The organism is Methylobacterium indicum (assembly GCF_001043895.1).
Classification (GTDB): domain Bacteria; phylum Pseudomonadota; class Alphaproteobacteria; order Rhizobiales; family Beijerinckiaceae; genus Methylobacterium; species Methylobacterium indicum.
Window position 1 is genome coordinate 1 of record NZ_JTHF01000146.1, and the last position, 13769, is coordinate 13769.

Consider the following 13769-nt stretch of genomic DNA (forward strand, 5'->3'; position numbering starts at 1 on the left):
CGCGAGCGGCTGCCGGAGGCGACCGAGAACCTCGCGGCGGTGGGCCGCCTGACCGAGCGCATCGCGGTCCTGACCCGCCAGCTCAAGGGCTTTGCCCGCAAGGCCTCGGGCCGGCGCGATCCGGTGGCGCTCGCCGGCGTGGTGCGCACGAGCCTCGAAGTGGTGGAGGGGCGCCTCGGCGGGATCGACCTCGCCCTCGCGCTGCCCGAGCCCTCGCCCTATGTCCTCGGGGAAGGACCGCGGCTGGAGCAGGTCGTGGTCAACCTGGTGCAGAACGCCCTCGACGCGGTCGCGGGCGTCGACGCGCCGCGCATCGCCGTGACGGTGCGGGTCGCGGGGGAGCGCGCGGTGCTGGAGGTGGGCGACAACGGCGGCGGGCTGCCCGAGGGGGGCGCCCAGGTGTTCGACGCCTTCTTCACCACCAAGACCGGCGGCCTCGGCCTCGGCCTCGCGATCTCGCGCGGCATCGTCGAGGAATGCGGCGGCACCCTCTCGGCCGGCGCCTCGCCGGAGGGCGGCGCGTCGTTCCGGGTCGAATTGCCGCTCGCCCCCGCCGCGGCCGTGCCCGGCCACCACCAGAAACCCGGAACCGAGGGAGCCGCCGCATGAGCGCACCGTCCGACCGCGTGGTCTTCGTCGACGACGAGGAGGAGGTGCGCCGGGCCAACGGCCAGAGCCTCGACCTCGCGGGCTTCTCCGTCGAGACCCATGCCGACGCCGAATCGGCCCTGCGGGCGGTCCTCGCCGATCCGCCGGGCGTCGTCGTCACCGACGTGCGCCTGCCGGGGCTCGACGGGCTCGGGCTCTTCTCCGCCCTGCAGGAGGCCGATCCCGAGCTGCCGGTGATCCTGATCACCGGCCACGGCGACATCACCATGGCGGTCCGGGCGATGCGGGCCGGCGCCTACGACTTCCTGGCCAAGCCCTACCCGGCCGAGACGCTGGTCGCCTCGGTGCGCCGCGCCCTCGAGCGCCGCAAGCTGGTGATCGAGAACCGCTCCCTGCGCTCCCGCCTCGACGCCGCGGTGGCGGAGGACCCGGCCTTCCTCGGCGTCTCGCCGGCGATCACCCGCCTGCGCCAGTTCGTGCGCGAGGTGGCCGAGGCCGATGTCGACGTGATGGTGCTGGGCGAGACCGGCTCGGGCAAGGAGGTGGTGGCGAGCGCGCTCCACCGCTGGAGCCGGCGCGCCAAGGGCAACTTCGTCGCCATGAATTGCGGCGCGCTCCCCGACACCGTGGTCGAGAGCGAATTGTTCGGCCACGAGGCCGGCGCCTTCACGGGGGCGCTCAAGAAGCGGGTCGGGCGCATCGCGCATGCCGACGGCGGCACGCTGTTCCTCGACGAGATCGAGAGCATGGCGCTCACCATCCAGGTCAAGCTCCTGCGGGTGCTGCAGGAGCGGGTGGTGGAGCCCCTCGGCACCAACGCGGTCCAGCCCGTCGACATGCGGGTGGTGGCCGCCACCAAGATCGACCTCGGCCAGGCGGTCGCGCAAGGGACGTTCCGGGACGACCTCTACTACCGCCTGAACGTCGTCTCGGTGGCGATCCCGCCCTTGCGCGAGCGGCGCGAGGACGTGGCGCTCCTGTTCGAGCACTTCCTGCGCAAGGCCGCCGCCCGCTTCAACCGCGAGCCGCCGCCGGTCACCCCGTCGATCCGCGAGCACCTGAGCCGGCACGACTGGCCCGGCAACGTGCGCGAGCTCGGCCATTTCGCCGAGCGCTGCGCGCTGGGCCTCAACCCGACCGGCCCGGCCGTGCCTGAGCCGGCGAAGCCCGCGACGCTGGCCGAGCAGATGGACCGCCACGAGCGCGGCCTGATCCGCGATGAGCTGATCATGGCCGGCGGCGACGTGCGGGTGGCGGCGGAAGCGCTCGGCACCCCGCGAAAGACCCTCTACGACAAGATCGCCCGCCACGGCCTCGACCCGAACGACTACCGCTGAGGCAAGCTCGTCAGGCCGGCGGCACGAAAGCCGTGACCTCGAAGAAGGTATAGGCGAAGCTGCCCTCCGGCCCCGCCGCGCGGTCGAGCGCGGCGAGGCCCGCATCGAAGGCCGGCCCGTCGGTGAGCCCGGCCCGGATCGCCTCGTCGCGGATGCCCGCCACCATCGCCGCGAAGGTGCGACGCACGAAGCCCTCGGCAAGGTCCGGCCGGGTGCCATCGGCGTAGACGAGGTGCGGCAGAACACGAATATCGGCGAAGCCGGCCTGCCGCAGGAGCGGCGAGAGCCGCCGCCCGATCTCCGGATCGCCGCCCGCCCTGCGCTGCAGCGCCGCCTGGCAGGCGATGGCGGCCCGCGCCGCCGCGTCCTCCGGGTGCAGCAGGATCGATCCGTGATCGCCCTCGATCACCGTCAGGCTCCCGCCCGGCCGCACCACGCGGCGCAACTCGGCCAGGACCGCCGGGGGATCGGGAAGGTGCTCCAGCACGAAGCAGACGAAGGCATGATCGAAGCTCGCCCGCGGGAAGGGCAGGGCCTTGAGATCGGCCTGCCGCAGCGCCGGCACGGGCAGGCCGGCGGCCCGGATACGCGTCTGCGCCTCCGCGAGAGAGGCCGCCGCGATGTCGACGCAGGTGAGAACCGCGTCGGGATTCTGCCGCAGGAGCGGGATCGTCTGGGCGCCGACGCCGCTGCCCGCCTCCAGCACCGTGCCGCCGGCGGGATAGCGGGCGCCGCGATGCAGCCGCGACTCCAGCGTCGCTGCCTGGTCCCACAGGCGCGCCTGTTCCGCCGCCGCGTAGCCGTGAACGTAGTCGTGGTCCCGTCCCATCCGCATCCTCCCGGTCGGGGACGATCCTCGCCCGGAGCGGCGACGGGGGTCTTGAACGCGATTGCGGCTTCAGGCGAGGGCGGCGCGGTAGCGGGCCGGCGTGACCCCATACTGGCGGACGAAGGCGCGGGTCATGTGGCTCTGGTCGGCAAAGCCCGCCTCCGCCGCGGCCGCCGCGGGCCCGGATCCCGCCGCGAGGAGGCGGCGCGCCAGGCGGACGCGCTGCTGGATCAGGTAGGCGTGCGGCGTCGTCCCCACCGACCGGGCAAAGCCGCGGAGCAGCTGGAAGCGGCTGACCCCCGACAGCCCGGCGAGTTCGGCGAGGGTCACGGCCTCTGCGGGCGCCTCCTCCAGCCGCCGCAACGCCCGGGCGACGAGCGGCGGCGGACCGCGGCGCGGAGCCGGGCGGCTGCCGTAGCGGGCAAACAGCGGCACGAGGACCCGGACGAGGTCCTGCTCGACCGCGAGGGGATCGGGCCGGTCCATCGCGAACAGTCCGAAGAGCCCGATGACGCCCGTGGCGAGGGCCGGATCGCGAAGCGCCGGACGGGCGAGTTCGACACCCTTGCGTCGCTCCTCCGGGAGAAGGTCGGCGAGGCGGGACGGGTCGAGATAGACCATCCGCCAGGTTCGGACGGCCGAGCGGACCGGCACGCCGTCGTGGATCTCGCCCGGATTGACGGTGATGAGGTCGCCGGCCGCCGCCTCGACGGCGCCGAGGCCGCTCCAGGAGCGGTGAGCGCCGGCCACCACGACGCCGAAGCCGAGCTGGTCGTGAGCGTGGCGCGGAAAGGCGCGGTCGGACGAGACAGAGACCGCCTCGAGGCCGGGCAGGCCGCTGCGGTGCTGCCGCGCCCTGTGCCGCTCGTCCCGCATGCGTGCCGGCTTCCCCACCCGCGATCCGCCGGCAGGATCCACTGCCAGGATCCACTGCCAAGGGCGTCGAAAACGCGAAGAGCCCGGCCGTGAGGCCGGGCTCCGCTCCGTCGCGAGGACGGAAAGTCGGGTCTTAGTACGAGCCGAACTTGTAGTTCAGGCCGGCGCGGACGACCGCGAACTCGGTCTCGCGACGGTACAGGTTGGCCGGGCCGACCGACACGACGCCCGGCGAGAACACCGAATACTGCGTGCCGTTGACGGTCTGAGCGAACACGCCGTTGTTGCGGTTGCCCTGATCCAGGTTCACGTACAGGCCTTCGACCTTGAGGGTCACGGCCGACGAACGGAAGAAGTTCAGGAACGAGTCGGTGGGCAGAGCGTACTCGACGCCGCCGCCGACGGCCCAGCCGGTCTGGAAGTTGTCGCGCGAGCTGTTCGGCAGGCCGAAGTCGCGACCGCCGCCCGAGCCGTAGGCGAAACCGCCGGTGGCGTACACGAGGGTGCGGTCCCAGGCGTAGCCGAGGCGGCCACGGACGGTGCCGAAGAAGTCGAGGCCCGAGATGCCGTTCGGGTTGAAGACCAGGGTGCCCGGGTTGATGGCGCCGCCGGCGACGGTGGCGAAGGCATACTGGTTGCGGCTGCGGCCGAAGTCGACGTACTGGGCGTCGGCCTCGATACCCACGACCACGCCCGAGCCCGGGGTGAACTGGTAGTTGTAGCCGATCTGGCCGCCGCCGACGAAGCCGTCGTTGCTGTTGCGGTTGCCGAAGGCGAGGACGCCGGTGGTCGGGGCGCCGGCGGCGGTCACGAACACGCTGCTGGCGGCGGTGGCGCCGGCCGGCACGCCGACGACGGTCGGGGCGCGGGTGTCAGCGGTGTTGAAGCCGTAACCGGCGTTGAAACCGGCGTAGAAGCCCGTCCAGGTGAAGACCGGCACCGGGGTGAAGACCGGCGGCGGGGCAACGCGACGCGGCAGGTCCGCGGCCGAGGCAGCGGCGGTCAGCGCGGTGAAGGCAGCGAAAGCACTCAGGAGTTTCTTCATGATGGTCCCCAGCAGGTTCCCCTATCGACACCAAGCTAGACCATTTCCGTGGCGCACGATGTAGCAGTTAGGTCACATCGGACAGGCAACGACACGGCCGGCGGCCGGGCTTCCGAGGGAAATGTCAAGCCTGCCGGCAAACCATCCAGGGGATCCACCGGGCGCCGGTGGCGCGAATTCGGGCAGAGGCCCGTCCGCCGGACGGGGATCCCGGATTCAGACCGGCGGGGTACCGTTCGCCGCGAGCACCGCCCCCGCGAGGTAGAGCGAGCCGCAGATCAGCACCCGGGGCGGGCGCTCCCAGGCCCGGTCGCTCAAGGAGGTGAGGGCCGCCTCCAGGCTCGGCGCCGTCGCGGCCGTGAGGCCCGCCCGGCCGGCGATCTCGGCGACCTCCTCGGGCGGCCGCGCCGCCATCTGGCCGGCGAGCGGCACCGCCACCAGGAAGCGGGCGAGCCCGCTGAAATTGGCCAGGAACCCCTCGGCGTCCTTGGTGCCGAGGAGCGCCGAGACGAGGACGAGGGGGGCGTCGCCCCGCTCCTGCAGGTCGGCCATCGCGGCGGCGAGGATGCGCCCGCCATCGACGTTGTGGCCGCCGTCGAGCCAGAGCTCCGAGCCCGGCGGGAGCAGGCCGGCGAGGCGGCCCTGGCGCAGGCGCTGGAGCCGGCCCGGCCACTCGACGGCGGCGAGCCCGGCCTCGAAGGCCTCGGTGCCGATGTCGCCGAAGCCGGCGGCGCGCAGGGCCGCGATCGCCGTGCCGGCATTGACGATCTGGTGGCGCCCGGCGAGCCGCGGCCGCGGCAGGTCGAGGAGCCCGTCCTCGTCCTGGTAGACCAGCCGGCCGCGCTCCTCGTGGGCCGAGAAATCCTGGTTGCCGACGAGGATCGGCGTCGCGCCCACCGCCTCGGCCCGGGCGCAGAGCACCGCGTCGGCCTGGGCGTAGTCCTGGGGGGCGATCACCGCCGGGCAGCCGCGCTTGAAGATGCCGGCCTTCTCGCCGGCCACCGCCTCGACGGTGTCGCCGAGATATTCCGCGTGGTCGCGGCCGATCGGCGTCACCACGGCGCAGGCCGGCCGGTCGATGACGTTGGTGGCGTCGACCCGGCCGCCGAGACCCACCTCGAGCAGGAGCACGTCGGCGGGCGCTTCGGAGAACAGCAGCAGGGCCGCCGCGGTGGTGATCTCGAACACCGTGATCGGCGCGCCGGCATTCACCGCCTCGCAGCGGGCGAAGGCTTCCGCCAGCCGGTCCTCGGGCACGAAGCGGCCGCCGCCGACGGCGCCGAGGCGGATGCGCTCGTGGAAGCGCACGAGGTGGGGCGAGGTGTAGACGTGGGCGGCGAGGCCGCCGGCCTCCAGGATCGCCCGCATCGTGGCGATGGTCGAGCCCTTGCCGTTGGTCCCCGCGACGTGGATCACCGGCGGCAGCCGCCGCTCCGGGTGGCCGAGCGCCGCGAGCAGGCGCTCGATCCGTCCGAGCGACAAATCGATGGTGCGCGGGTGCAGGGCCAGGAAGCGCGCCATCAAGGCGTCGGAGGATTCCATCGGGGTCTTCCGCGGGGTCTTCCATCCGGCCCGCCGCCGGTGCGGCGGGCGCGAGAGGGGATCATACGACGGCCGGGCGAGCGGACGGCAAGGCCGAAATCGGCTCCCGCGGCACGAAGCGGGGGCGCGATCCTGCGATGCGCCCGGGTCAGGCCGGGACGGCGCGGGGCTCGGGCTTCGGCTCGACCTTCGGCTCGGGCCTGGCCTCGGCCTTGGGCTCGGGGACCGCCTCGGCCAGGGACGCAGCCGGCACCTGCATCAGGAGGCCGCACAGGCGCGCGATGGTGGTCTTCATCTCGCGGCGGTGGACCACCTGGTCCACCATGCCGTGCTCCTTCAGGTACTCGGCGCGCTGGAAGCCGTCCGGCAGCTTCTCGCGGATGGTCTGCTCGATCACCCGCGGGCCGGCAAAGCCGATGAGCGCCCCGGGCTCGGCGAGGTGCACGTCGCCGAGCATGGCGTAGGAGGCGGTGACGCCGCCGGTGGTCGGGTTCGTCAGCACCACGACGTAGGGCAGGCGGGCGTTGTTGAGGCGGCGCACCGCCACGGTGGTGCGGGGCATCTGCATCAGCGACAGGATGCCCTCCTGCATCCGCGCCCCGCCGGAGGCCGCGAACAGCACGTAGGGGGTACGCTTCTCGAGCGCCGTCTCGGCGCCGCGCACGAAGGCCTCGCCGGCCGCCATGCCGAGCGAGCCGCCCATGAAGCCGAAATCCTGCACCGCCAGCGTCATCGGCAGGCCGGCGACGCGGCCGTACCCGACCTTGAAGGCGTCGGTCATGCCGGTCTTGGCGCGGGCGTCCTTGAGCCGGTCGGCGTAGCGCTTCTCGTCGCGGAACTTCAGGGGATCGGCCGGCGCGTCGGGCAGCGGCACGTCGAGCCAGGTGCCCTGGTCGAACATCAGCTTCAGGCGCTGCTGCGCGGTGATGCGCAGGTGGTGCTCCGAGCCGGGAATCACCCAGCCGTTGGCCTCCACCTCCTTGTGAAAGACCATCTGGCCGGTCTCCGGGCACTTCACCCAGAGGTTCTCCGGCGTCTCGCGCTTGAACAGCGTCTTGATCTTCGGGCGCACGACCTCGGAGATCCAGTTCATCGCCTCGACCATGATCGCTCCTCGGTCGTCGGAATCGTAACGGTTCTAGATGGGGATGCGGCTCAGCCCGCGCGACCGGCGCGCACGCCGGCCGCCAGTTCGCGCACCAGCGCCGTCACCGCCTCGACCGAGCCCGCCCCGGCCTTGCCCTCGCCGTCGAGGGAGCGGGCGAGGGTGTCGACGATCGCCGAGCCCACCACCACGCCGTCGGCGGAGCGGGCGAGCGCCGCGGCATGCGCGCCGGTCTTGACGCCGAAGCCGACCACCACCGGCAGGTCGGTGTGGCGGCGGATGCGCTCGACCGCGCTGCCCACGACGCCGAAATCCGGGGTCGCCGTGCCGGTGATGCCGGTGATCGAGACGTAGTAGACGAAGCCCGAGGTGTTCGCGAGCACGGCGGGCAGGCGCGCCTCGTCGGTGGTGGGGGTGGCGAGGCGGATGAAGGCGAGGCCGGCCTCGAGCGTCGGCAGGCAGAGCTCGTCGTCCTCCTCCGGCGGCAGGTCGACCACGATCAGCCCGTCGATGCCGGCCGCCTTGGCGTCGTCGAGGAAGCGGGCGACGCCGTAGGTGTAGATCGGGTTGTAGTAGCCCATCAGGATCACCGGCGTGCCGGCGTTCTCGGCCCGGAAGCGGCGCACCAGCTCCAGGGTGCCGGCGAGCGTCTGGCCGATCTTCAGGGCGCGCAGGCCCGCCGCCTGGATCGCCGGGCCGTCGGCCATCGGGTCGGTGAAGGGCAGGCCGAACTCGACGATGTCGGCGCCGGCCTCCGGCAGGGCGCGCAGCACCTGCAGCGAGGTCTCGGGATCGGGATCGCCCGCCATCACGTAGGTGACGAGGGCGGCGCGGCCTTCCGCGCGGCAGCGGGCGAAGGTATCGGCGAGACGGGTGGTCATCGGGGGCGACCTCGGGGCGGGCTCCGGGCGGCGACGCGGGCCCCGATGGGGACGCGCCGCGGCGCGCGCGGGCGAAACGGATCGCCGCGCCTACACCATCGGGGGCCGCAGATAAAGTTTCAGGCGGGCGGCGCTTCCGCGGGGGCCTCGCCGGCAGCCCGGCGCAGGGACACGAGCGTCACCCGGCCGCCCTCGACGCCGACCTGCGCCTGCCCGCTCGCCAGCATCAGGACCAGCGCATCCCTGAGCGAGGCGCCGGGGTCGAGACGCGGCGCGGCCGCCCCGGCGGGCTCGGGCCCTGGGTGGCCGCGCGCCGGCACCGGCTCGGCGTAGTCGCGAGCCGGCAGCAGGGCGAGACGCCGGAGCCATCGATCGGAGCCCATGAAACGCTCCGCGAAGGCGTCGGCCGGCCGGGCGAGCAGGCGCTCGGGCGCGTCGACCTGGACGAGGCGCCCCTCGCGCATCAGCGCCACCGTGTCGCCCATCCGCACCGCCTCGTCGAGGTCGTGGGTAACCATCAGCACGGTCTTGCCGAGCCGGACGAGGATACCCCGGACCTCGTCCTGGAGACGGGCGCGGGCCACGGGATCGACGGCGCCGAAGGGCTCGTCCATCAGCAGGACCGGCGGGTCGGCGGCGAGCGCCCGGGCGACGCCGACGCGCTGGCGCTGGCCGCCCGAGAGCGCGTCCGGCCGCCGGTCGCGGACCTCGCCGGGATCGAGGCCGACGAGGCCGAGCATCGCGTCGACCCGCTCGGCGATCCGCCGGGCGTCCCAGCCGAGGAGGCCCGGCACCGTCGCGACATTCTGGGCGACCGTGCGGTGGGGAAACAGCCCGACGCCCTGGAGCACGTAGCCGATGCGCCGGCGCAAGGAGATCGGGTCGAGCCCGGCCACGTCCCGGCCTTCGACCCACACCCGGCCGGCGCTCGGCGCCACCAGGCGGTTGACCATCTGCAGGGCCGTCGACTTGCCGCAGCCCGAAGGGCCGATCAGCACGCAGGTCGTGCCGGCCTCGACCGTGAGGTCGAAGGCGTCGAGCGCCGGCCGGGCCTGCCCGGGATAGGTCTTGGCCGCGCCCTCGAAGCGGATCATCGGGGTGATCGCCGGATTCTTCAGCAGCCGTGGCAGATCGACCCGAGGGTGCGCTTCATCCGGGCGTCCCAGGCCTTGTCGCGGGCGGCGGTCGCGGCCTGCGCCTTGCGGGCGGAATCCGCCACGTCCGGCTTGACCCCCTCGGGCCTCGCCGCCGCCTGGGCGGCGTCGCCCCGGCGGGGCTGGCGCCGGCCTGCCGGCGTGGCGGGGCTCGCCGCCGGTGCGGTCACGCCCAGGGGTGCCGTGCCGGCCGGGGCGGGGACCTCGGTCTGCGCCGCGGCGGTGCCGGCGGCGAGCGCGAGGAGGGTGCTGGCGAGGAAGAGGCGCATGGCGGGGTCTCGGGGCCGCCCGCCGCGTCGCGGGAGGCCGGTGAAGAAGAACGGACGTCCCACCTTATGCGGTTTCCGCAGCGCGCGACACCGGCGCCGATCGGCGCATCCGCGTGCCCTGTTCGCAGCGCGGCGGCGGGGGAGTGACAGGACCGGCCCGCTCCGGCAGGGTCGCCCGCTCGCCCGCGCCGGAGGCCCCGATGACCCGCCGTCCCGATCCCGCGCCACGGGCGCTCCCCACCCGACGCGAGGCGGTGGAGGCGGCGCTCGCCCGCCTCGCGCCCCGGGTGCCGGACTTCGAATCGGAGGCGATCGTCGATCAGGCGCTGGCGAGCACCGGCCTGCGCAATGCCGCGCCCGAGACCGCCGCCTGGCTCGGCATGGTGGCTTACGCCCGCCACGTCTTCACCGAGTACGATTCCCTGCTGGAGGAGGGCTACGACCAGGACAGCGCCCGCCACTTCGTCCTCGACGACCTCAACGCCGTGCTGGCCGAGTGGGGCGTGCGGCGGCGGATCGGCGAGGACGAGGAGACCGCAGGATCCGGCGTCTCCTGATCCGGCATCTCTTGATCCGGAACCTCTGGGGGCGAGCCGGCGTGACCGTTCCTATATGACGAGGCAGCCCCGCCCGACCTTCGAAGCCCGATGACCGCCCCGATCGCCGACGTCCTGATCCCGCTCGCCCTCGACCAGGCCTACAGCTACGCCGTGCCGCCCGAGCTCGTCCTCCAGGAGGGCGACGTCGTGCAGGTGCCGCTCGGGCCGCGGGAGACCGTCGGCGTGGTCTGGTCCCTGCGCGACGGGGCGGGCTCGAACCTGCGCCGCGTCAGCGGACGGGTCGGCGTCGAGGGCTTGAGCCCGGCGCTGCGCCGCCTCGTCGAGTGGATCGCCCGCTACACCCTGGCGCCGAAGGGCCTGGCGCTCGCCATGACCCTGCGCCTGCCGGAGGAGAGCCGCACCGAGACCGCCAAGGTCGGCGTGCGGGCGACCGGGATGCCGCCGAGCCGGATGACCCCGGCCCGGGGCAAGGTGGTGGCGGTGGCGGCCGACGGCGCGGTGCGCGGCAAGCGCGCGCTGAGCCTGGAGGCCGGCGTCAGCGCCAGCGTGGTCGACGGCCTGATCGACGACGGCGTACTCGAGACCGTGGCGCTGGCGCCCGAGCGGGTCGCCGAGCCGCCGGACCCCGACCACCCGCACGATCCCCTCTCGGGACCCCAGGCCGAGGCGGCCCGGGCGCTCATCGCCACGCTCACCGCGCCGCCGCGAGACGGCGGGGCGGCGGGCGAGGGCGGGGTGACGCTGCTCGAGGGCGTGACCGGCTCGGGCAAGACGGAGGTGTATTTCGAGGTGGTGGCCGAGGCCCTGCGCCGGGGCGTGCAGTCGCTCGTGCTGATGCCCGAGATCGCGCTCACCGCACAGTTCCTCGACCGCTTCGCCAAGCGCTTCGGCGTGCGTCCCGCCGCGTGGCATTCCGGCGTCGGCGGGCGCCGTCGCGAAAAGATCCGGGCGGGCGTGTCGTCGGGTGAGGTGCAGGTGGTGGTCGGGGCCCGCTCGGCCCTCTTCCTGCCGTTCCGCACCCTCGGGCTCATCGTGGTCGATGAGGAGCACGAGGGCGCCTACAAGCAGGATGACGGCGTGTGCTACCACGCCCGCGACATGGCGGTGGTGCGCGGCAAGCTCGAACACGCCGCCGTGGTGCTGGCCTCGGCGACGCCTGCGATCGAGACCCGGGTCAATGCCGAGCGCGGCCGCTACCGCCGGGTGGTGATGCCCGAGCGCTTCGGCGGCCGGCGCCTGCCGGAGATCCAGGCCATCGACATGCGGCGCGAGAAGGTGCCGCGCGGGCATTACCTGTCGCCGAGCCTGGTCTCAGCCATCGCCGAGACCAATGCGCGCGGCGAGCAGGCGCTGCTCTTCCTCAACCGGCGCGGCTACGCACCGCTGACGCTCTGCCGGGCCTGCGGCCACCGCTACCAATGCCCGAACTGCTCGACCTGGCTCGTCGAGCACCGCTTCCGCCGGGCGCTGGTCTGCCACCATTGCGGCCATGCCGAGCGCCGGCCCGAGGCCTGCACCGAGTGCGGCACCTTCGACAACCTCACCGCCTGCGGCCCCGGCGTCGAGCGCATCGCCGAGGAGGTCGCCGCCACCTTCCCGGACAAGCGGGTGATCGTGCTGTCGAGCGACTTTCCCGGCGGGGCCGAGCGCCTGCGGGCCGAGCTCCAGACCGTGGCCGAAGGCGGTTGCGACATCGTGGTGGGCACCCAGCTCGTCGCCAAGGGCCACAACTTCCCGCACCTGACGCTGGTGGGCGTGCTCGATGCCGATATCGGACTCACCTCCGGCGATCCCCGCGCCGCGGAGCGCACCTTCCAGCTGCTCCAGCAGGTGACGGGCCGCGCCGGCCGCGGCGAGAAGCCGGGCCGGGCGCTCGTCCAGACCTACCAGCCCGAGCACCCGGTGATCTCGGCGCTGATCTCGGGCGATGCCGAGCGCTTCTATTCCGAGGAGACCGCCGCCCGCGAGGTCGCCGGCCTGCCGCCCTTCGGCCGGCTCGCGGCGCTGGTCATCTCCTGCACCGACCGCGAGGCGGCCGAGGCCCATGGCAGGGCGCTCGCCCGCGTCGCCGAGCCGCCGCCCGGCGTGATGGTGCTCGGCCCGGCGGAAGCGCCGCTGGCGCTGGTGCGCGGCCGCTACCGCTTCCGCCTGCTCGTCAAGACCGAGCGCGAGATCGACCTCCAGAGCTATCTGCGCGATTGGCTCGCCCGCGGGCCGAAGCCGCGGGGGAATCTCAGGGTCGGGATCGACGTCGATCCGCAGAGTTTTCTGTAGCGTGGAAACCCAAACACCCTGACCGCGCGGAGGACCACTTGGGGTGGTGGGCAGACGTTAGATTTTGGCAACGGTTGGCGTTCCCTGATGGAATGCCATCTGCCAGTTGCCGTCTATCAGCTTCCAAACTGAACTGCGCAGCGTGTGCAGGTCCGGCGCTCCTTCCACCTTCCGAACGGTTCTATAGGTTAAAAGCACGACGCCCGCAGAGAGGATCCTCAGCTCGTATCCGTAGGCGATCAGCTCCGATCGCTCGCGACCCTGCTCCGTGGCCAGTCTGCGAACGATTTCATCTTTCCCGTATGCCGCGCCAGATCTTCCGAATTCAAGAAAATCATCTGCCAGGAGCGCGGCCACCTTATCCGGCGAGCTACGAATGGCGGGATCATGCAGACGTTCTTCCAAGCCCCTCACGAGATCCATTTCGCTTGGCGAAGCCATCCTGATCTCCACTGCCATCTTGGCTCAGCAAATTCGTATTGCCCGCAAGAGATCGAAGTGAGCCACTCATATCGCCAGACTGATCCCATCCTGTCCTCGGGTTACCCCGGCGCCGCAGCCCCTACCGCTCGGCAGGCCCCGCCCGTCCCGCCGAGCAGCCGGTCCACCGCCGCGTCGAGCTGCGGGTCGCGGCCCTCCGCCCAGGCGGCGGGGTCGGAGGGGATCGCGAGGTCCGGCAGCACGTCGGTATTCTCGAGCCGCGTACCGTCGGTGCGGTAGAGCGGGACCTGCGGCAACCCGTAGGTGAGGCGCGGCACGATCGGGGAGGGCACCCACCAGACGAAGGTGCCGGTGCCGGCCACCGGCTCGCCGACCAGGGGACCGATGCCGAGGTCGCGGTAGCCCTGCGGGAAGATCGAGGCGTCGGAATAGCTCGCCCCGTTCATGAGCACGGCGGAGGGACGGCTCCAGCGGTCGCGCGGGTCGCTCTGGACCGGGCCGGTCCGGGGCGCGAAGGTGAGGTAGGGCCGGCCCGACAGCATCGTCAGCAATTGGTTGTGCAGGTTGCCGCCGCCGTTGAAGCGCACGTCCACCACCAGCCCCTCGGCGCGGCCGAAGCGCCCGAAAACCTCCGCGAAGGTGCTGCGGTAGGAGGCGGCGTTCATCGCCCGGACGTGGACGTAGCCGAGACGCCCGCAGGAGCGCGCCGCCACCGCGTCCCGGCGCCGGCGCCGCCAGCGCTCGAAGGCGAGGTCGCGCTCGCGCTCCAGGCTCACCGGCACCCGGCGCTCGCGCAGGACTGTCCCGTCCGGCTTGGCGAAGGCCACCTCGACCCGCCGGTCCTTGG

General features: G+C 73.1%; 14 protein-coding genes. 4 read left to right on the forward strand and 10 right to left on the reverse strand.

Annotated features, from left to right (window positions below):
• Together QR78_RS18015 and QR78_RS18020 are read left to right on the forward strand one after the other, a co-directional pair.
• A partial coding sequence (locus QR78_RS18015; RefSeq protein ID WP_048428938.1) for a sensor histidine kinase occupies positions 1 to 609 on the forward strand: 609 nt, incomplete at its 5' end.
• Positions 606 to 1946, forward strand: a complete 1341-nt coding sequence (locus QR78_RS18020; RefSeq protein ID WP_048428939.1) for a sigma-54-dependent transcriptional regulator — start codon at positions 606 to 608, stop codon at positions 1944 to 1946. The genes QR78_RS18015 and QR78_RS18020, both read left to right, overlap by 4 nt.
• A 10-nt stretch (positions 1947 to 1956) precedes the next feature.
• Here QR78_RS18020 and QR78_RS18025 read toward each other — a convergent pair whose 3' ends face one another.
• From QR78_RS18025 to QR78_RS18060, 8 genes are all read right to left on the reverse strand, one after another.
• On the reverse strand, positions 1957 to 2775 hold the full coding sequence (locus tag QR78_RS18025) for a methyltransferase domain-containing protein (protein ID WP_202972665.1): 819 nt from the start codon (positions 2773 to 2775) through the stop codon (positions 1957 to 1959).
• Between the two features lie 69 nt (positions 2776 to 2844).
• Positions 2845 to 3651 carry an AraC family transcriptional regulator gene (locus tag QR78_RS18030; protein ID WP_048428941.1) on the reverse strand — a complete coding sequence of 269 codons (807 nt, stop codon included), beginning with the start codon at positions 3649 to 3651 and terminating at the stop codon, positions 2845 to 2847.
• A 133-nt stretch (positions 3652 to 3784) separates the two neighbouring features.
• A complete protein-coding gene (locus QR78_RS18035) occupies positions 3785 to 4696 on the reverse strand; it encodes an outer membrane protein (protein WP_048428942.1) in 912 nt (303 codons plus the stop codon).
• Between the two features lie 216 nt (positions 4697 to 4912).
• Positions 4913 to 6238 (reverse strand): bifunctional folylpolyglutamate synthase/dihydrofolate synthase, encoded by a 1326-nt coding sequence (locus QR78_RS18040; protein ID WP_048428943.1) that lies wholly within the window; start codon positions 6236 to 6238, stop codon positions 4913 to 4915.
• Positions 6239 to 6386: 148 nt separating this feature from the next.
• Positions 6387 to 7343, reverse strand: a complete 957-nt coding sequence (gene accD / locus QR78_RS18045; protein ID WP_048428944.1) for an acetyl-CoA carboxylase, carboxyltransferase subunit beta — start codon at positions 7341 to 7343, stop codon at positions 6387 to 6389.
• 50 nt (positions 7344 to 7393) lie between these two features.
• Positions 7394 to 8224 carry a tryptophan synthase subunit alpha gene (gene trpA / locus QR78_RS18050; RefSeq protein ID WP_048428945.1) on the reverse strand — a complete coding sequence of 277 codons (831 nt, stop codon included), beginning with the start codon at positions 8222 to 8224 and terminating at the stop codon, positions 7394 to 7396.
• Between the two features lie 119 nt (positions 8225 to 8343).
• Positions 8344 to 9318 carry an ABC transporter ATP-binding protein gene (locus tag QR78_RS18055; RefSeq protein WP_048428946.1) on the reverse strand — a complete coding sequence of 325 codons (975 nt, stop codon included), beginning with the start codon at positions 9316 to 9318 and terminating at the stop codon, positions 8344 to 8346.
• A gap of 20 nt (positions 9319 to 9338) precedes the next feature.
• Positions 9339 to 9647, reverse strand: coding sequence for a hypothetical protein (locus tag QR78_RS18060; RefSeq protein ID WP_048428947.1), 309 nt, complete (start codon positions 9645 to 9647; stop codon positions 9339 to 9341).
• Positions 9648 to 9847: 200 nt separating this feature from the next.
• Between QR78_RS18060 and QR78_RS18065 the strand changes: the two genes are divergently transcribed.
• Positions 9848 to 10204, forward strand: coding sequence for a DUF2293 domain-containing protein (locus QR78_RS18065; protein ID WP_048428948.1), 357 nt, complete (start codon positions 9848 to 9850; stop codon positions 10202 to 10204).
• 90 nt (positions 10205 to 10294) lie between these two features.
• Positions 10295 to 12481 (forward strand): primosomal protein N', encoded by a 2187-nt coding sequence (locus tag QR78_RS18070; protein ID WP_048428949.1) that lies wholly within the window; start codon positions 10295 to 10297, stop codon positions 12479 to 12481.
• A gap of 57 nt (positions 12482 to 12538) precedes the next feature.
• Here the strand turns inward: QR78_RS18070 and QR78_RS32955 are convergent, their stop codons facing one another.
• Both QR78_RS32955 and QR78_RS18075 read right to left on the reverse strand, forming a co-directional pair.
• On the reverse strand, positions 12539 to 12940 hold the full coding sequence (locus QR78_RS32955) for a nuclear transport factor 2 family protein (protein WP_082172079.1): 402 nt from the start codon (positions 12938 to 12940) through the stop codon (positions 12539 to 12541).
• Positions 12941 to 13023: 83 nt separating this feature from the next.
• Positions 13024 to 13769: S41 family peptidase (locus tag QR78_RS18075; protein WP_048428950.1), on the reverse strand; the 746-nt coding region annotated here is incomplete at its 5' end.

What these genes read in the sequence shown, in the direction of transcription:
- QR78_RS18020 (WP_048428939.1), top strand. Translation starts at nt 606, where the DNA reads ATGAGCGCACCGTCCGACCGCGTGGTCTTCGTCGACGACGAGGAGGAG.
- QR78_RS18060 (WP_048428947.1), bottom strand. Translation starts at nt 9,647, where the DNA reads ATGCGCCTCTTCCTCGCCAGCACCCTCCTCGCGCTCGCCGCCGGCACC.
- QR78_RS18040 (WP_048428943.1), bottom strand. Translation starts at nt 6,238, where the DNA reads ATGGAATCCTCCGACGCCTTGATGGCGCGCTTCCTGGCCCTGCACCCG.
- QR78_RS18035 (WP_048428942.1), bottom strand. Translation starts at nt 4,696, where the DNA reads ATGAAGAAACTCCTGAGTGCTTTCGCTGCCTTCACCGCGCTGACCGCC.
- QR78_RS32955 (WP_082172079.1), bottom strand. Translation starts at nt 12,940, where the DNA reads ATGGCAGTGGAGATCAGGATGGCTTCGCCAAGCGAAATGGATCTCGTG.
- QR78_RS18025 (WP_202972665.1), bottom strand. Translation starts at nt 2,775, where the DNA reads ATGGGACGGGACCACGACTACGTTCACGGCTACGCGGCGGCGGAACAG.
- QR78_RS18065 (WP_048428948.1), top strand. Translation starts at nt 9,848, where the DNA reads ATGACCCGCCGTCCCGATCCCGCGCCACGGGCGCTCCCCACCCGACGC.
- QR78_RS18030 (WP_048428941.1), bottom strand. Translation starts at nt 3,651, where the DNA reads ATGCGGGACGAGCGGCACAGGGCGCGGCAGCACCGCAGCGGCCTGCCC.
- accD (WP_048428944.1), bottom strand. Translation starts at nt 7,343, where the DNA reads ATGGTCGAGGCGATGAACTGGATCTCCGAGGTCGTGCGCCCGAAGATC.
- trpA (WP_048428945.1), bottom strand. Translation starts at nt 8,224, where the DNA reads ATGACCACCCGTCTCGCCGATACCTTCGCCCGCTGCCGCGCGGAAGGC.
- QR78_RS18055 (WP_048428946.1), bottom strand. Translation starts at nt 9,318, where the DNA reads ATGATCCGCTTCGAGGGCGCGGCCAAGACCTATCCCGGGCAGGCCCGG.
- QR78_RS18070 (WP_048428949.1), top strand. Translation starts at nt 10,295, where the DNA reads ATGACCGCCCCGATCGCCGACGTCCTGATCCCGCTCGCCCTCGACCAG.